Source organism: Liquorilactobacillus sicerae, assembly GCF_029916425.1.
Lineage (GTDB): Bacteria > Bacillota > Bacilli > Lactobacillales > Lactobacillaceae > Liquorilactobacillus > Liquorilactobacillus sicerae.
In genome coordinates this window covers 20,607-39,545 of record NZ_JAHAVQ010000009.1, presented here as the reverse complement: position 1 = coordinate 39,545, position 18,939 = coordinate 20,607, and the positions used below count along the sequence as shown (strand labels likewise).

General features: G+C 36.9%; 15 protein-coding genes and 1 CRISPR repeat array. Of the genes, 11 read left to right on the top strand and 4 right to left on the bottom strand.

Features of this window, described 5'->3' with window-relative positions; all coding sequences use genetic code 11:
* Window positions 1–150: 150 nt before the first annotated feature.
* Window positions 151–375, bottom strand: a complete 225-nt coding sequence (locus tag KH893_RS13195; protein ID WP_427860068.1) for a transposase — start codon at window positions 373–375, stop codon at window positions 151–153.
* 250 nt (window positions 376–625) lie between these two features.
* Between KH893_RS13195 and KH893_RS07160 the strand changes: the two genes are divergently transcribed.
* Together KH893_RS07160 and KH893_RS07155 are read left to right on the top strand one after the other, a co-directional pair.
* Window positions 626–1,261: a hypothetical protein gene (locus KH893_RS07160; RefSeq protein ID WP_281165468.1), complete on the top strand. Its 636-nt coding sequence runs from the start codon at window positions 626–628 to the stop codon at window positions 1,259–1,261.
* Between the two features lie 165 nt (window positions 1,262–1,426).
* The gene (locus KH893_RS07155) at window positions 1,427–2,386 is read left to right on the top strand and encodes a D-2-hydroxyacid dehydrogenase (protein ID WP_281165467.1); all 960 of its coding nucleotides are present in this window, start codon (window positions 1,427–1,429) and stop codon (window positions 2,384–2,386) included.
* Window positions 2,387–2,647: 261 nt separating this feature from the next.
* Here KH893_RS07155 and KH893_RS07150 read toward each other — a convergent pair whose 3' ends face one another.
* A complete protein-coding gene (locus KH893_RS07150; RefSeq protein ID WP_281165466.1) occupies window positions 2,648–2,818 on the bottom strand; it encodes a hypothetical protein in 171 nt (56 codons plus the stop codon).
* A gap of 241 nt (window positions 2,819–3,059) precedes the next feature.
* Between KH893_RS07150 and aroD the strand changes: the two genes are divergently transcribed.
* The 9 genes from aroD (at window position 3,060) to KH893_RS07105 (ending at window position 14,650) form a co-directional block, all read left to right on the top strand.
* Entirely contained in the window at window positions 3,060–3,812 is a 753-nt protein-coding gene (gene aroD / locus KH893_RS07145) for a type I 3-dehydroquinate dehydratase (protein WP_281165465.1), read from the top strand.
* A 294-nt stretch (window positions 3,813–4,106) separates the two neighbouring features.
* Window positions 4,107–8,219, top strand: coding sequence for a type II CRISPR RNA-guided endonuclease Cas9 (gene cas9, locus KH893_RS07140; protein WP_281165464.1), 4,113 nt, complete (start codon window positions 4,107–4,109; stop codon window positions 8,217–8,219).
* A gap of 201 nt (window positions 8,220–8,420) precedes the next feature.
* A complete protein-coding gene (cas1, locus tag KH893_RS07135; protein ID WP_281165463.1) occupies window positions 8,421–9,326 on the top strand; it encodes a type II CRISPR-associated endonuclease Cas1 in 906 nt (301 codons plus the stop codon).
* Entirely contained in the window at window positions 9,304–9,609 is a 306-nt protein-coding gene (gene cas2, locus KH893_RS07130; RefSeq protein ID WP_281165462.1) for a CRISPR-associated endonuclease Cas2, read from the top strand. The genes cas1 and cas2 overlap by 23 nt, the downstream gene beginning before the upstream one ends.
* Window positions 9,606–10,277 carry a type II-A CRISPR-associated protein Csn2 gene (gene csn2, locus KH893_RS07125; protein ID WP_281165461.1) on the top strand — a complete coding sequence of 224 codons (672 nt, stop codon included), beginning with the start codon at window positions 9,606–9,608 and terminating at the stop codon, window positions 10,275–10,277. The genes cas2 and csn2 overlap by 4 nt, the downstream gene beginning before the upstream one ends.
* 27 nt (window positions 10,278–10,304) lie before the next feature.
* Window positions 10,305–10,934: a CRISPR direct-repeat array (repeat unit 36 nt; unit sequence GTTTTAGTAGGATGTTAAATCAATAAGGTTAAACCC).
* A gap of 15 nt (window positions 10,935–10,949) precedes the next feature.
* The gene (locus KH893_RS07120; RefSeq protein WP_281165515.1) at window positions 10,950–11,342 is read left to right on the top strand and encodes a redoxin domain-containing protein; all 393 of its coding nucleotides are present in this window, start codon (window positions 10,950–10,952) and stop codon (window positions 11,340–11,342) included.
* Between the two features lie 288 nt (window positions 11,343–11,630).
* A complete protein-coding gene (locus tag KH893_RS07115; protein ID WP_281165460.1) occupies window positions 11,631–12,485 on the top strand; it encodes a metallophosphoesterase family protein in 855 nt (284 codons plus the stop codon).
* A gap of 164 nt (window positions 12,486–12,649) precedes the next feature.
* Window positions 12,650–13,153: a phosphatidylglycerophosphatase A family protein gene (locus tag KH893_RS07110; protein ID WP_281165459.1), complete on the top strand. Its 504-nt coding sequence runs from the start codon at window positions 12,650–12,652 to the stop codon at window positions 13,151–13,153.
* Between the two features lie 129 nt (window positions 13,154–13,282).
* The gene (locus tag KH893_RS07105) at window positions 13,283–14,650 is read left to right on the top strand and encodes an FAD-binding oxidoreductase (protein ID WP_281165458.1); all 1,368 of its coding nucleotides are present in this window, start codon (window positions 13,283–13,285) and stop codon (window positions 14,648–14,650) included.
* Window positions 14,651–15,176: 526 nt separating this feature from the next.
* Here KH893_RS07105 and KH893_RS07100 read toward each other — a convergent pair.
* Both KH893_RS07100 and KH893_RS07095 read right to left on the bottom strand, forming a co-directional pair.
* Window positions 15,177–16,787, bottom strand: coding sequence for a peptide ABC transporter substrate-binding protein (locus tag KH893_RS07100; protein ID WP_281165457.1), 1,611 nt, complete (start codon window positions 16,785–16,787; stop codon window positions 15,177–15,179).
* Between the two features lie 274 nt (window positions 16,788–17,061).
* Window positions 17,062–18,438, bottom strand: a complete 1,377-nt coding sequence (locus tag KH893_RS07095; RefSeq protein ID WP_281165456.1) for an amino acid permease — start codon at window positions 18,436–18,438, stop codon at window positions 17,062–17,064.
* Window positions 18,439–18,939 lie beyond the last annotated feature (501 nt).

Sequence of the window (18,939 nt, the reverse complement as noted above, 5' to 3'; positions counted from 1 at the left end):
CTTATATAGAAGCGTTAGTACGTTATCTGCGTGTTTAATAGTATAAAGCTTCAAAAATACATGCTACAATAAAAAAGAAAAAGAAAGCTCTGCATACAGGACTTCCCATGCAGAGCCGTTAAAGACGGAGGCATAATATAAGGATCTTCATCAAATTAGATTGGTGAGCCATGAAGACCTCTGAATAGGGGGCTTATTTACAATTAAAAGAGTTCTGGCATAAAAATGGTCCATATTTTTTAATCTGTAATAGATCTTTTTAAGTGCTTGGATTTTGCAATTGATTCCTTCGATAGGTCCAACTGAAAACATTACCTTGAAACTGTTAATGATTTCAGCCTGATGTTTACCTAGTGTCCGATTAGGCTCAGGTATCTATTATTAGAGATTCAGTATTTTGATGATGAATGACATTAGTGACTGTTGGTAATAATTATGAGCTTTTTTAGTTCATCAGACATGTTCAGCAAGCGATTAACAGCCTAATTCTTGGTTTGAAAATTGATCTGTTTGGAGTAATGCTGATAGTCTATTTCAGCGGAATCTTTTACTAATAATTTCCAGTATTGCTTAAGAGCACGCCCATCAAAATTTTTGGCAAAAATTAGAATAGGAAAGTGACAGCATGACAAAAAAAGCGGCATGGCGAATTGGATTTACATTTTTAATGGCAATTTCTGGATCAATTGGAATTGGACTTAGTATTAGTTCACAGGGAAATGGTGCTTTCTTGATGTATACGATTGACAGCAATCTGCTGAATCTAATCGTTAGTCTCTTAAGCCTAGCAGCTTGGGTCGTTTCATTTTGGCATGATCATCTTTTCAGTGAGCAGCTGCTGAGCAAATTAAGTTACTTAGCAACTTGTTGTCTAACGTTGACTTTTTTAATCGTAGTTTTAGTCTTGGGACCAATGATGGGCGGACTGAAGGGGTATCAAGCAATGCTACTGACTGGACCGATGATTTTTAATCATTTACTGACGCCGCTATTAGCCATCAGCTCATTTATTTTGTTCAATGATCACTTTGTTTTGAGCCTGAAAGCCGCCGGAGAAGTTATGCTGCCTACGATTTTGTATGGCTTGGTTACAATAACTTTAAATATTCTTGGAGTAATTCGGGGACCATATCCATTTTTAATGGTCAAGCAGCAGTCAGTTTGGACTACGTTTTTGTGGCTAGTTCTAATTTTAGCAATCAATTTTGGGGTAGCTGAATTATTGGGGCGTGCTAACCGCTATATTCAACGGCGTAACTGATTGATTGGAATCTGAAGTTAAGAGTGTCTAAATTAATTTTTTTGAAAGCCAAGCCAGTTTGTTGTCCTGGCTTTTTGTTTTATACTATTTTTAAACTGTCAAATAGCAATTTTAATTGACTGCGGTTAGTTGAAAGAAGGCTAATTTAAAACTGGAGGGAATTTGATGAGAATCGTTGACTTAGATGGATATGGCTTAAACCCGGGTGATTTGAGCTGGGCTGGGTTTGAACAGCTAGGTGATTTTAAGACTTATGATCTGACTGAAGAAGATGACCAGTTGATTCTCGAGCGGATCGGGGATGCCGAACTGGTTTTGACCAATAAGACTTTACTTGATCGACAGGTCATCGAAAGTGCGCCAAATATTAAATACATCGGAGTACTGGCAACCGGCTATAATGTGGTTGATACGGCCGTTGCTAAAGAAAAAGGAATTATTGTTACTAACGTGCCAAGTTATAGTACTCATGAGGTAGCTCAGCATACGCTCGCACTATTGCTGGAAATTACCAATTTGGTTGGGATGCACGCAACAGCTGTTAGTCAAGGAGAATGGACGGATACAGATAGTTTTACTTTTTGGAAAAAACCGCTGATTTCACTGACCGGTAAAACCTTTGGCATGATCGGTTTTGGCAATATCGCTCAAGCTACAGCGAAGTTGGCACATGCTTTTGGGATGAAGGTTATTTTTTATAATCATCGTCCCAAAAAATTCACCGAACCCTGGCTTAAACAAGTGTCATTGGATGAATTGTACGTGCAAGCCGATATTATCAGCCTGCATGTGCCGCAGACAGCCGAGACGGCGGGGATGATCAACAAATCCGCCATTGAAAAAATGAAACCTGGGGTAATTTTGCTGAATACTGCACGCGGTGGTCTTTTGGATGAGCAAGCAGTCGCTGATGGACTGAATGCTGGCAAAATTTATGCTTTAGGAGCCGATGTAGTCTCAGAAGAACCAATTAAAGCTGATAATCCGCTCTTAACGGCCAAGAATGCTTATTTGACGCCACATATTGCCTGGGCACCGACTGCTGCTCGGCAAAGATGCATGCAGATTGCGGTTAATAACGTGCAAGCCTTCTTGAATGGCAAGCCAGAAAATGTAGTTGGGTAAAAAAATGTTGAAAGGTTAAAGCTAATAAAGACGATCAACCTAAAAATTTAGGCTGATCGTCTTTATTAGCTAGTTTGTATTAGTAAATTGAAAGACATATAAATAATTTGTGTTAGATTGTCAAAAAGTTTTTTTGACAATATTGTTCTGAAAAAGTTTTAAATTTAGTAGCGGAAGGTGAAAGATAGTAATTAGCTTTGGTAATAAGATAAATGGGATGTAGGGCACTTTTAGCAACAAAATTTTTTTGTGCTAGAAGTCTTATTCTTCTAGCTGTTCCTTTCCAACTGGATCAAGTGGTTGTACTTCAGGATCCATCATCAAGTCTTTTTGGTAATCATATTTCAGCCAGTCAGGATTATCAAAAATATTTTGCTGTTTAACCGGCTGATAAACAATTGAACCATCAGATCTATTTTCGATTTTGTTCATCTTAGAATACCTCGTTTCTTTTTTTTGGCTAAGTATATACTATAATACTATCTATAATAAATACATAAGGACATACTTAGACATTCGGCGTCGTCAACAATGCTTTTGCTAAATTGAGTTTGAACTATATTTATTTGGCTTTTAATGCTGACAATGGCAAGCAGGAAAAACAATCAAAGCTATTAGAAAGTTGAAGATGCGTGGAGCTAATTTTAAAAGGGCTTAATTGGAGGTTGATTTTATGAAGAAATTAAAAATTAGAGATATTACGATTGGTGAGGGAACACCCAAAATTGCTGTCCCGATAACAGGAAAAAATGCCACAGAAATCATTAACCAAGCAAGAAAAATAGTTGAAAATCGGCCGGATCTTGTCGAATGGCGAATCGATTTCTTTGAAGATTTATTTGCCAAAGATAAGTTGAAAAAGTTAGCCAGTGATTTACGGAAGATTTTAGGTAACATCGTTTTATTAATTACTTTCCGAACTAAAAATGAAGGTGGAAATCAAGAGCTTTCAGATACCGATTATTTTAAAATATGCAGTTATGTTGTCACAAATGAGTTGTCAGATCTAATAGACGTCGAACTGTTCCATGATAAATCTGAGATCAGCAAACTTTTAAATTTGGCTCATGCGAAAGGAATTCATGTGATCATGAGCAATCACAATTTTAAAAAAACACCAGCAAAGTTCGAAATGATAAGCAGACTTCATTTAATGGCAGCAAGCGGTGCGGATATCGCTAAAATTGCGGTAATGCCACAAAATGTTGAAGATGTTTTAAATTTATTGGAAGCAACATACATTGCTCATAAAGCCCTGGAAATTCCTTTAATTACAATGTCAATGGGAGATATTGGTAAGATTAGTCGGATTTCAGGTCAGATATTTGGATCGGCGGTTACTTTTGGAGCTGTTGGTCAAGTATCAGCTCCTGGACAAATTAGTCTCACAAATTTGAAACAGGACATTAAGGATCTGGAAATTTAAAAAATGATATTCTTATTTTGATTTTTTTAAGTCATTGATTGTGTTTTGAGAAATTTAAAAAGTTTTGTTTTATTGGAGGCAGAATAAAATGAAAGTTTTAAAAGAATTGGTTGGGTTGTAAATATCGAAATACCAGTTGATCATTTTCCGATTAGGCATTGGAAAAATTAAGCAAAATTTGATATTGACATAAAATTTTAACGAAAAAAGGTTTCAGTAATTCTTTTGGTAAGCTATTATTAATATAGCAGTATTTTAATGAATATTGACTAACATATTGGAGGGCGTCATTTCATGAAAGTAAAAGATTACAGCATTGGTCTCGATATCGGGACATCATCAATTGGTTGGGTAGTAATGGATGATCAGGGGAAAATCAGGCGGGTAAAAGGAAAGATGGCGATTGGAACTCGATTATTCCAAGAAGGACAGTCTGCTGCAGAACGTAGAAGTTTTCGAACAACGCGGCGACGATTAAACCGCAGAAAGTGGCGATTGAAGTTATTGGAAGGTATTTTTGATCAGTACATCACGCCAATTGATCCAAATTTTTTTGCTAGGATGAAGGAATCCAATCTGTCGCCCAAAGATTCTCGGAAGCCATTTAAGGAATCAATGCTATTCTCTGATTTGACAGATCAGAAGTATCATGAAGCTTATCCGACTATTTACCATCTGCGCAATGCATTAATGAGTGAGGACAAGAAGTTTGATATTAGGATGATCTATCTAGCGATGCACCACATCATCAAATACCGCGGCAACTTTTTAAATTCCACGCCAGTTGATTCCTTTAAGTCATCAAATATAGGATTTAAAGATCAGTTTGTTAAATTAAATGATCTTTATTCCAATATCGATTCGGAATGGCCGTTTACAATTGATATTACTAAAGCTAATCAAGTTGGAAAGTTGTTGCTGGACACCTCAGCTCGTAAGTTGGATAAACAGCGTCAGACTGCTAAATTAATTCCTGCTGAAATTAAAGATAAGACATTTGATAAAATTCATCGGAGTATTGCTACCGAAATTACGAAAGCAATCTTAGGTTATAAAGCTAAAATAGATGTAATTGTTCGAGCTAAAGTAGATGATCCAAAGCTATGGAAAATCAAGTTTGACGATGAAGATATTGATGATGAGTTGCAAAAAATTTTACCACTAATGGATGACAATCAGCAGAGTATCGCTGTAATCATTCAGAACTTGTATTCACAGGTCACTTTAAATCAGATTGTTCCCAATGGGATGATGCTGTCGCAATCGATGATTCAAAAATATGCTGATCATAAAGCACACTTAAAGCTTTATAAAAAATTGATGAACAATATTACGAATAGTAAAAAGAAGTCGGCTTTAAAGAAAGCCTATGCCGATTATGTAGGTGATGGTGAAAAAAAAGTTATCGATCAGGCAACATTTTATGCTGATGTCAAGAAAAACCTAGACAATTCTGACGAGTCACACCAAATTCAAGATTTGATTGATGCCGAAACCTTCATGCCTAAGCAGAGGACGTCGCAAAATGGTGTAATCCCGCATCAGCTTCATCAACGTGAACTAGATGAGATTATTGAGAACCAAAGCAAGTATTACCCGTGGCTTGCTGAGAAGAACCCAAATAAACGTGACCGATTCAAAGCAAAGTATAAGATTGATGAATTGGTGGCCTTTAGGATTCCATATTATGTAGGACCCTTGATTACCGTTGAGGATCAAAATAAATCTGGACAAAACACATTTGCCTGGATGGTGCGAAAGAAAGGCGGACAAATTACCCCGTGGAACTTCGAAAATAAGATAGATCGAAAGGAATCAGCCAATAGATTTATCAAACGAATGACAACCAAAGATTCCTATTTGATCGGTGAAGATGTCTTACCGGATCAAAGTCTGTTGTATGAGAAGTTCAAGGTCCTTAATGAATTAAATATGTTGAAAGTGAATGATAAACGAATCAGCGTTGCCTTAAAGCAGGATATTTATCGTGATCTATTTGAGCGGTATAAAAATATTACAGTGAAGAAACTTCAAAATTATCTTAAAGTCCATCTTTCTTTACCAGTTCTGCCTCAAATTTCTGGATTGTCTGATTCAAATCGATTTAATAACAATCTGGGAACTTACAATGATTTTACAAAGCTTTTTGGACAAAAAGTTGACGATCCAGATCTTCAAGATGATTTTGAAAAAATTGTTGAGTGGTCAACGGTATTTGAAGACCGTAAGATTCTCCAAGAAAAGCTCGATGAAATTGAATGGTTGACTACTAAGCAAAAAGAATCCATTGTAACTCAGCGATACACCGGATGGGGCAGACTTTCCAAAAAACTGCTGACTGAGATTGTCAATTCTGATGGTGAGCGAATTATCGATGTCCTTTGGAATACAAATAAGAATTTCATGCAGATCCAAACTGACGAAGGCTTTGCTAAACAAATTTATGAGGCCAATGCCACACAAGTGAGATCAACTAATGTCGAAGATGTGCTTGCAGATGCCTACACATCACCTCAGAATAAAAAAGCAATTCGACAAGTTGTCAAAGTGGTAGATGATATTCAAAGAGCAGTGGGTGGTGTGCCGCCAAAGTTCATCTCTATTGAATTTACTCGGTCAGAAGATCGCAATCCACGACGAACCATATCACGTCAGCGGCAACTTGAGAAGATGTTTAAGGAAACGGCTAAGCGTCTGGTTAAGGCCATGAATCCTGAACTAATTTCAGAATTGGATAAGGTTTCCAAGGGTAAACGTGGACTAACAGATAGGTTGTATCTGTACTTCACTCAACTTGGCAAGGATATGTATACAGGTGATCCCATTAACATCGATGAAATCAGCAACTATGACATTGACCATATTTTGCCACAAGCGTTTATTAAAGACGATTCACTAGATAACCGGGTTTTGGTTCACAAAGCCGTCAATAATGGTAAGTCCGACAATGTACCAATTAAGCTGTTTGGTTCAAAAATGCGTAGCTTTTGGGATCAACTTGCAGAAAATCAATTGATTAGTAAACGAAAATTGAAAAATTTACAGACAGATCCAGATACGATTAATAAGTACACAATGCATGGTTTTATCCATCGTCAACTTGTTGAAACAAGTCAAGTTATTAAATTAGTTGCTAATATTCTTGGTGAAAAGTATCGGAATGTTAATACAAAAATTATTGAAATCCCAGCCAAAATGAATCATCAGATGAGAGATGAGTTTGGTTTTATTAAAAATCGGGAAATTAATGATTACCATCACGCATTTGATGCTTATTTAACAGCATTCCTAGGCCGGTATCTTTATCATCGTTATATCAAGTTGCGTCCATACTTCGTTTATGGTGACTTCAAGAAGTTTAGTGAAAACAAAGTGACGATGCGTAACTTTAATTTTTTGCATGATTTAGCCGACGAAAATCAGCAACGAATTTCTGATATCGAAACTGGTGAAGTTATCTGGGATCGGAATACTTCGTTGAAAGAACTGCGACGTGTTTATCATTTCAAGTTTATGCTTGTCTCACAGGAAGTGTATACACAACGAGGAGCAATGTTTAATCGGACAATCTATCGTGCTTCCGAGGCAAAGAAAAGAAAATTGATTCCTATCAAAGCTGGGAAAAATGTAGATGATTATGGTGGGTATAGTGGGAGTACCGATGCCTACATGGCGATTACTAGGATTCACGGCAAAAAGAATGATATTTACCGCGTTGTCGGAGTACCAACCAGAGCACTTAGAAGATTGACAAATGCTGCTTCAAAGGGACATGAATCTTATATGAACGAACTGAAGATGGTTTTGACACCTAAATTTACTAAGGAAAAGAAAAATCGCAAAACTGGTGAAATTATTCGAATAGTCGAGAACTTTGACATTGTTTTAGGGAGAGTTATGTATCGGCAATTGGTTATTGAGGGTGATAAAAAGTTTATGCTTGGAAGCTCGACATATCAGTACAATGCTAAGCAGTTGGTGCTTTCAGATAAATCAGTGAAGACGCTTGCTGGTCGTGCAAAATTGGATGAAAAGAGAGAAAGTACGGATTATGATGCTGTTTATGATGAAATTTTGTCGAAGGTCGATAAGTATTTTAGTCTGTATGATAAAAATTCGTTTCGAGTGGGCTTAAGAAATGGTGCAGAACAGTTTCATAGACTACCGAACCATAACCAATATGAGGGCAATAAAAAGATCCATAGTGGTAAACGTGAGATTTTAAACGAGATCTTGAAGGGATTACATGCTAATCCATCTTCTGGAAAGCTAAAAGAAATTGGCATTTCGACACCATTTGGACAAATTCAGGGAAAGAATGGAACTAAACTGAGTGGAGATGCATTAATTGTATATCAATCACCAACTGGTCTTTTCGAACGTCGTATTTCTTTGAAAGATTTGTAACCACAAAAGGAATCATTTTTCGAAAATGATTCCTTTTGTTTATGTATGCCTGCTATTAAAGTAGGTCAAAAGTATAAACTCCGTGCTACGCACATTGCTTGATTTTAACTTAGGATGTTAAATCAATAAGGTTAAACGTTGGGAGCTACCCAACAAATTAATCATAACTTATTTTTTAAATTCAGACAAGGGGTGTTTTTTATGGGATGGCGATCAGTTATAATTTCACAACATGCGAAGATGTCATATTCATCCAGAGCGATGATTGTTCAGACGATGGACGGGATCAATCAGATCCCGATTGATGATATTGACTTGGTATTAATTTCGACCACACAAGCTGTGATTACAACGGCATTAATTAGTGAATTAGCTCAAAACCAAGTGAAAGTTATCTTTACTGATAATTCATCAGAACCGGTTTGTGAAACAGTTGGATATTACCCAAGTAATCGTGATGTGGATTTGGTAAAAAAACAATTTAATTGGGATGAAAAGCGGAAAGAGCTTCTTTGGACGAAGATTGTTGCTAGTAAAATCATGAATCAAATTAAGGTGTTGGAAATATATGGCCTCGCAAATGATGATTTGATTACAGAGTTGGATAAATTGGAGGTCAATGATATTACTAATCGGGAAGCTGTCGTTGCGCGGAAATACTTTCCGTTGTTGTTTGATAATAAATTCAACCGTCATGATTTTTCTCCAGTGAATGCAGCATTAAACTATGGCTATGCAATTCTTCTCTCTAACGTGAATCGAGAAATTGTTGTCAATGGTTATCTAACTTACTTGGGAATACATCATCACAGTAATGATAATCAATTTAACCTGGGTTCTGATTTAATGGAACCTTTTCGACCAGTGATTGATTATTGGTTGGCGAACCGGAACTTTAAAGAACTAACACCGGACATCAAATTTGGACTGGTTGATCTTCTTAATTTGGAATTGACATTCAATGGTAAACAAATGCTGTTTAGAAATATTATCACCGACCACGTTAGAAATTGCTTGAAGTATTTGAGCGGTGATATTGACAAAATTCAGATTGAGGTGACATTTAAAAATGAGGTATCGAATAATGCGATTAATGGTAATGTTTGATCTTCCAGTTGAAACAAGTGATCAGAGACGAAATTATCGACGCTTTCGGAAGGCACTAATCAATGAAGGCTTTTTGATGATTCAGTTTTCGGTTTATGTAAGAGTTTGCGTTAATAAAAAGTCAGCTGACTTTATGGAACGGCGAATTGCTGCAATTGCGCCACCAGCTGGAATTATACAATCGTTGATTATGACTGAAAAACAGTATAATGATATGCATTTTACCTGTGGAAAGCCAAAGAAGGATGTTCGTAATTCATCTGAAAGGACAATTATTCTATGAGAATATCGTATGCTGCCCACCAAGAAATTGATGTATCGAACGCAAAACCAACGGTTATTACGACAAATAGTCCGACCGTTTATCATGATTTAATTTATGGCATTCAAACTGGCTCAGATATTCTTAAATGTTATTCAGATGATTATGAAACACTTGAAATGGACCACGCAATTGACTGGGTTGGCGATGTAGGGATTCAAAAGGACTTAGATGACAGGTACAATTTAGCTTTACTAAAACGGTTAGTCACTGTTCTGACTGATGATCAAAGGAGATCGATTACAGACATGAATAATCAACTTTACACATTGATCCAGCAGTGCTTATTCATGATTGATTTACCCCTTGAAGTTACGTATGATTGGGATTTAAAAAAGTTGTTTAAATATTGCAAAATTCACTTTAATTCAGAATGGATGAAAAGCCCGTATGCTATAATGGAATCAGTCATTAAGATTCATTTGGAGTGTGAAATCAAGTCAGTCGTGGGATTGACTAATGTCGCTCATTATCTCAATCGACAACAGATTCAAGACTTGTTTTCATTAATAAAAGTTACTGGGATTCCAACCCTTCTAATAGAATTCACAGATATGAACCAGAAGAAGTTTTATGAAAACAGTGATTTTTATTACATTGACGAGGATTTTGTTGATTGGCATGCCTAAAAATTATAATTTGGTTATAAAAAATCGGTTTTAGTAGGATGTTAAATCAATAAGGTTAAACCCTAAATGTTGCAATAAGTCACGGTGTTAAAAGTTTTAGTAGGATGTTAAATCAATAAGGTTAAACCCACGTGCAGAAGAAATTGCAAGTATGAATGAGTTTTAGTAGGATGTTAAATCAATAAGGTTAAACCCATTCATGTTGAGTAGCACAGTTAAAGAAAGGTTTTAGTAGGATGTTAAATCAATAAGGTTAAACCCACAGACCACTTTGCGCATGTACACCTGTTGGTTTTAGTAGGATGTTAAATCAATAAGGTTAAACCCTATAACAATAAAAAGGATTACTACTCTTATGTTTTAGTAGGATGTTAAATCAATAAGGTTAAACCCAAAAAGTTATCAGTGCAAACAACGACTACGGTTTTAGTAGGATGTTAAATCAATAAGGTTAAACCCTTCAAAGCTGATGTAAAAGATACAAAATTAGTTTTAGTAGGATGTTAAATCAATAAGGTTAAACCCTCATCTTCATTCCAGTCATCATCTCCAATTGTTTTAGTAGGATGTTAAATCAATAAGGTTAAACCCTACATTTCAAACCAACTGTCAAAATAGTCTGTTTTAGTAGGATGTTAAATCAATAAGGTTAAACCCAACGGTGATAAAGGAATTCAGGCAGTTAGCGAAAGGGAATTAAGTGATTTGCAGAGTTTATATGCTGATTTTCAAAAAGAAGATGCCGAAATTTATGCAGTTTCTGATAATTCAGTATCAGATCATAAAAAATGGGTGGCATCTTCAGAAAGAATTGACCAAGTTAATTATCCTTTACTTGCAGATAACAATCACATTTTAGCAAAAATGTTTGCTTCATTTGATGAAGAATCAAATGAAACATGTCCAGGAACGTTTATTATTTGTCCAGGAAGAAAGTTTAAAGCTTTCGAACTTAATACAACAGGGATTGCTAGGGATGCGCAACCAATTTTAAAAATGCTGCGTTCTGTTAAAGATCTCAGAAAAAATAAAAATTCGACTTGTTCAATAAGTTGTCAAAGATAACTAGGAAAAGGGCTTCGAATTTATGAAGCCTTTTTTATGTTGTCGTATTGCCGCATACGAATTGTATTATTGATACCAAGATAGTTAAAATCAGCTTTGAGATAATTAAAATCCAGTTTTTTACAAATTATTTACTAAAAGCTAATGAAAACGAAACATATCCTTATTAAAATTATCGTAAAGAATGATTTATCTGAAAATTGAAAAATCATTTATCAAAAAAATACGGACCAAGAATAAAGTACTTTAATTTAGTTTGATGTTAAAAAATGTTTGGAAAGATAAGTCGTGAAAATCAATCATATAGTTCAAATTTCAGATTTACATTTAGCTCCCAAAAATGGTATCTTTCCTTTCAACCAGCAGATCGATCCCTTCAAAAAACTTGAAATGGTTTTTGCTGATTTGGAGCGCTTGCCGCAAAAACCGGAAATGATCGTTTTAACTGGCGATTTGATCCATGAAGGCATGGCAGAGGATTATGAGCGGTTGCATGAGTTCTTGTACAAAAAAGAAGAGGATCTGGGAACGGACATCAATGTTTTGCTGGGCAATCATGATCGTGCGGGAGCTTTTTATCTTGGCTATTGCGGTCTGGCTCCAAAAAGTCAGTTTTATTATCGCCAGCGGACTAAAGATTTTGACTACTACTTTTTAGACAGTAATTTTCAAAATATCGAGCAAGGCTACTTGCCGGCTGCTGAATTAAAATGGTTGGAGTTAAAATTGCAGGAGGATAAAGAGCGGCCATCATTGATTTTTTTGCATCATCCAGTGGCAGGTGCCAGTTTAGCTAAGATGCGTTTTAGTGTTTTGCAAAATGACCAAGTATTGCTGCAGTTAGCAACCAGTGCCAATGTTCGCGGGATTTTTTCCGGACATATTCATTTCGCAACGACTGAGATGATTTATGGTATTTTATGTGCAACGGCTGAATCAACTGCTTATCATATTGATTGCACAGCCTTGCATGATCATCTTGTTGCTGATGCCTGTGGTTATAACTTGATCTCATTTGATGAAAATCTAATTGGTGTTGAAAATCGGATGTTATTAGCTCCGCAAAAGACGGTGATGCATATTCCAGTCGGTGAAACTGATTATGTTGATCCAAAGATTTTTACTTCGAGGACAATGGCGTGATTTTTAATTTCTGGATGTAAACTAACTGCTGGCAGGTTTAAATGTAAATATGCTGGCAGCTTTATTTTTTAACCTTTTTTAATAATTGAGCTTAAATTGTTGCATTGCTAAGATCGACGTCATAAAATAAATGACATTAGCTTTAAAAAAGGGAGGAGATCATTTTGAACGATCCAAAATTTAAATATCCAGATAAAGCATCATTTGATTTTGTAATCAATTACTTCAAGTCTAAAAATGTCTCAATCAAAGACATTGCTGAAATCACTTATCAGATCCAGCAAGCCTATGTTCCTGATATTACTTTAGCTGAAGCGCATGAAGCTGTGCTGGATGTGTTGCACAAACGTGAAGTTTTGAATAACGCAATGGTCGGTCTAGCTTTGGATCAGTTGGCTAATCAACAAGAATTGCCGGAACCATTACAAAGCATTATCGCAAATGATAGTGGCGTGTTTGGAGTTGATGAATTATTAGCCGAAGAAGGAATTTCGGGAATCTACGGCAAGATTGCCAGCACCAATTTTGGTTATTTAGATAAAGAAAAGCATGGGATCATTAAAGAATTAGATCGACCAGCTGATGGCAGTGTCAACACTTTTTTAGATGATATCGTTGCAGCAATTGCAGCAGCGGCGGGAGCTAAGATTGCTCATGCTCATGCGTGATTTTAGACAAACAAAGCTAACTAATTTAAAGCTTTTGGCCTTTTGCTTATTGACAAAAGGCCCTTTTTGTGCCATTTTTGCTTTAACTGGTATTTAATTTTATTCTCATATAAGAAGGATGGCGGTATTGTGACAACAGATTTTTCAAAACTAAACTTACCTACTGGCGAACTGATTACGGATTCAGATCGCTTAAAAGAATATGGAATCAATAAATTCACCCAAGAATTAAATAATGGCAACCAACCCTTAGCAGCGATTAAAGCTCAAAGTATTGCTGATGTCCAAGCAGTTATGAAATTTGCTAACAGTCAGCGGCTGCCGGTAACAGCCAGAGCAGCCGCAACGTCGATCGTTAATAGCTCAGCTGGGCTAGATGGCGGCTTAGTACTGGATCTTTCACCGATGAATCATATTTTAAAGATCAGTATTCCTGACCAGATTGCGATTGTCGAACCGGGAGTGATGAACGGTGATTTAGATCAGGCCGTTCGAAAATCAGGTTACTTCTTTGCACCTGATCCTGGTTCAAAACCGATCAGTTCAGTGGGCGGCAATATTGCGACTAATGCAGGTGGGATGAGTTCTTTGAAATATGGGACAACTAAGCAATCCGTTTATGGGTTAAAAGTTGTCCTGGCAGATGGAACTTTAGTCAAACTTGGTGGGCCAACTTTTAAAAATAATACCGGCTACGATCTAACTGATTTATTTGTTGGCTCAGAAGGCACCTTAGGAATTATCGTTGAAGCCACTGTTCGTCTCATGCCACTTCCATTTGGCAATCCGGTTACTGGCCTAGCAACTTTTGAGGATATGAAGCAGTTAAGTGTCGGTGTGCAAAAACTTTCTGGCAGTGGGTTATATCCGTCAATGATGGAAGCTTTGAATGATACCTCGATCGAGGCTCTTGATCGGCTTGAAGGGACTAATTTGGCGGGTGATGGTGCTTCAGCTTTGTTGATTTTCCAATTAGATTCAGCTGCAGCTGGTTCAGTTGCGGCTTCCAAAAAGCTCTTGAAGGAAGCCGGTGCTCTGCAGATCTCGGTCACCGATGATGCAGATTACGCAAAGAAAATTATTAAAATTCGGCAAGACTATTATAAAGCTGAAGCCGCATATGGTCGTTTGGTAGTCGAAGATGTTGCCGTGCCATTGTCCAAATTGCCTGATTTAGCAGCCTTTGTTGAAAAATTGGAATTTACAACGAAAGTTAAAGCATTTTTGGGTGGTCATGCTGGTGATGGAAACTTTCATCCCAATATTGCGATTCCCAAAGATTCTCAAGGTGTCCCGGCTGATGTCCAAGCAGCCATTGATCAGATTTTTGAATATGTAATTTCTCTTGGCGGTACAATTTCTTCGGAACATGGCATCGGCCAACTCAAGAATAAGTGGGTAGTTCCACAGTTAGGTGAAGCCACTGCCAAATTGCAGCAGCAAATCAAAGCAGCTCTGGATCCAAATAATATCTTAAATCCGGGACGCAAACTGTAATTACCGCAAAATAAGGGTCGATCAAAGTTAGATTATATGCCTTGGAAAGATAGTTAAACTAGAAAAAAATGGACTTGAAAACAAGCAACTTTCGGGAGCTTGTTCATGATTCATACCAGGTTCGATAGTTTAGAGCATCCAATCAGCGGGATTGCGGTGCAAATAACTTAACTTAAAAAATAAAAAACGAGGATTCGCTTGTAACCTGATAGGTCAGGGTTGAAGCGAGTCCTGTTTCTTATCCAGTAATGCATGGATTTTTGGAATTTTATAAACTCACTTGTTAATACCTATAATGTTGCAGCAACCCCAAAACTTCTTTTAAGACTTCGATTTGTCAGCAGCATAGCAAGCAAAGTATTAAAAATGATTGGGTTAAAAATCGCGTTAATGAACTATTTTCTTTCTGTATACAAGTATTGCCTAGCAATCTAAATTGATTACTAGGCAATATCGAAAATTTAAATCTAAAAGAGTTTATGGACAACACGAGCCGTGTTCTTGAGGGTACTTTCAACCCTTAGCTTTATTTAATTTTGACATTTCGATAGAACAGCACGGTTCCGTATGGTGAAATCTGCAAGCCTTTGACCTTAGCTTTTAACAAATAAGACATCGCGCCCTGATAAACTGGAGCAGTAAAGGCATCTTTTTGCAGTAATTGTTTCTCAGCCTTAATCAAAGTAGCCCACCGTTGATTGACATTCGTCGCATAAGTTGTGGCTGCTTGATTCAACAAGTTACGGAAATTAGTATTTTGATAATCATCATCTAAATGGTATTGTCCACCATCACTGATGAAGTTGACCGGGTCAGCATAATCGGGCTGCCAAGTTCCATAAACGATATCAAAGTCATAAGCTGAAGTTGCTGCTAATCTGGATTTTAATGGAATCGAACGAATATTGACACTCAAGCCCGGCAAATGGGTCTCCAATTGACTTTGCAGGTATTCTCCGATTTGTTTGGAATCAGTCGTATCTGAGGTCAGTAATTGAATCGTGATTTTCTTTTGGCCTAATTCTTGTTTGGCAATCGCCCACTGCTTGCGAGCAGCTTTTAAATTATAGGTCAGCATATTTCCAGCATCAGTACGATAATCACTGCCAGTTTTAGAATTATAGGCAAAGCCCTTTGGAACAATTCCATTTAAGGTTGAGCCAGCATGAAGAACTTTTTTGACCAACAATTCTTTATTGAAGGCTTGAGCGATTGCTTTACGAAAATGAACGTTAGCAGTCGTTTTGCGATGGGTGTTAAAGGACATATAGCCGATTAAAGGAATTGTTTTGGTATGATAACCGGCAGTGTTTTTATATTGTTGAATATAATCAGTTGTCAGCATCGCGTAATCGAGTTTGTTAGTTTTGTACAAATTGGCTGCGGTTGAGGCGTCTTTAACGACTTGCACATTGACTTTATTGAGAGAAACGGATTTTTTATCCCAATAATTTGAGTTTTTAACATAACTCCATTTCAAATTAGTTCCGTTCCAATTTTTAACTACAAACGGTCCGTTATAAACAGTTTTGCTAGCTGAGGTTCCATAGCTGCTGCCATATTTGTTGACGACTTTTTCGTCTTGCGGGTAAAATGGTGCTCCGGTCATTAATTCACTGAAATAGCTGATTGGAGACTCCAAAGTTACTTGCAGTTTATACTTACCCAAAGCTTTAACGCCTAAATCTTTGACCGGTAACTTGCCAGCAGCGATTTGTGTCCCATTTTTGATCGGTTGGAAACGCTGGGAGTTAGGCGAAGCTGATTTTGGGTCGACCATTTTCCGCCAAGCAAAAACATAGTCGTGAGCAGTTACTGGATCACCGTTCGACCATTTTGCATTTTTGCGTAAATTAAAAGTATAAGTTTTCTTGTCCTGACTGACATTGACGCTTGCTGCGCCAGCCAAAACTGGCTTATTTTTAGCATTAAAACGATATAGACCCTCGAAAGTATTTTCCAAGGCTTCTAAACTGGTTGTATCGCTATACTTAGTCGTACTTAAAGTCGCCATTTCAGCATTAGTTGCTACTGTCAATACTTGTTTGTTACCAGTGGTGGTTGATTTTTTGCCACAAGCTGCTAACGTCAATGCCGCAGCTAAGACAATCCCCAAAGCAAAATATTTTCTCTTCAAAACTAGTCCCCCCTGTTAAATTCCTGCCGAATTAAATAAAATCCCCTCCAGTTTTCGCGACTGAAGGGGATGCTAAAAATTTAACTCAGCTAACTACTTTCCGCCAAGACTCCTTGTCCACGAATAAATTATTGGTTTGAAAAAGATGACAACACATTTGTTTTGCAACTAATTTACCCATGAACACAACACTCCCTTTGTTAACACTTCTAGATTAATGATTTTGATTACAGCTGTCAACTGAAAACCTGAGAATAATCATTTTAACTGCCAATTAAATGACCTTTTTATCTGGCCGGGTAGCATAAAAAATGCCAGTCATAATAGCTAAGAAAATAAAACCAACAATTACAGAGATCCGAGTTTCTGGATTGATCAGCATAAAAATAATCGTTGTAACTAAACCAATCAAGGCAAAATAATTCGACCACGGTGACAGGGCTAGTTTAAAAGGATGATCGGCCAGCTGACTTTGTTTGATTTTGCGAAACTTTAAATGACTGATCAAAATTACAAACCAGGGAATCATCCCCGGCAGGACACTTGAACTAAAAACGATCACAAAAATGTTGGAACTGTCTTTGATAAACAACGGCAAAATTACATTTAGCATTGACCCTAGTAAGATGCCGATTGAAATCGTCAAAACTGATAAAACTGGCACACCACGTTTGGAAAGTAAGGTGTACTTATGGCTAACTTCTTGCTTTAAACCAAGCGTATACAACATTCGGCTTGAACTGAAAATTCCGGAATTACAACCAGACATAGCAGCTGTAACTAAAACAAAGTTAATAATGCTAGCAGCTGTTGTAATGCCAACACGAGCAAAAGTTTCAACAAATGGTGAACCAACTTGGTCAAGTTTGTTCCAAGGATAGATGGTGACAATTACGAAAATCGATCCGATATAAAATAACAAGATCCGTGAAACAATCGATTTGAAGGATTTGATAATTTTAGGTCGTGGATTTTCAGCTTCGCCCACGGTAATCCCCAAAACTTCGATCCCTTGGTAGGCACCAATCACAATCGACAAGGCAAAACCGAACCCTTTGATTCCACCGGTGAAGAAGCCACCGTGCGACCAAAGATTGCTAAACCCGATTGGCTGACCATGATTGCCAAAGCCAAATAAGATGATCAAAGCTCCTAGGATCAGCATAAAAACAATTGTTAGGACTTTGAACAGGGCAAACCAGAATTCAAGTTCACCATATGCCTTGACTGAAACCAGATTAGCAATACATAAGGTAACAATAATTACAATACCAGAAACCCAGCCCGGCAGATTCGGCCACCAATAGTTTAGATATTGTCCAACAGCAATAACCTCGCTAGTTCCTACAACTATGTATTCAAAGATATTGCTCCAAGCAGTTAGGTAGCCAGCTAAAGGTCCGATATATTCACTGGCAAATTTAGCAAATGATCCAGTTGCCGGATCAAGGTAAAGCATTTCACCTAAAGCTCTCATTACGATATAGAGTATTAGGCCAGCTAAAGCATAATCGAGTAAAACAGATGGCCCAGTCCACTTGATTGTTGAGGCAGATCCCATAAACAAGCCGACCCCAATTGCCCCGCCTAGTGCAATCATCTGCATTTGACGTGATGACAGAGAACGATTTAATTCTTGCTTTGATTCCATAAAAAAACTCCCTAGAAAAAGATTAAATGCAGGTTAATAGACTCAGCTGCAAATTAAAAAAATTACATGTTCAATTATATGACATAAACTTGTTATTAGGCTAGTCATAATTAAACTTTAAAGTACTAGTGAATGATCAATAATAAAGAGTTAAAAATTAGAGTGGTCTTAAATTAACAGCTTTGATGAAAGGATCCTTTATTATGTGAGACTTAATAGCTAGTTAGTAAACATGAGAAACTACATGAAAATTTCTTAATCAATTTTTTTAGCAATGAGCTGGAACTAAGCCAGTGAAAAAGTATGTGAATTATTTTCTAGTGATTTAGGGGTTACGGAACTTAATTGAAAATCCATCATTAAATAAGCACAATTATTCTAATTTAGGGTAAAAAGATTAATTATAAATTCGTTTGAAATTCACAACTTGTTCAAATTTATTTGTGAAACTGTTAAATGTTATTAAGTATTTCAGCTTTCATTGTTAGAAGTATCGTTTTA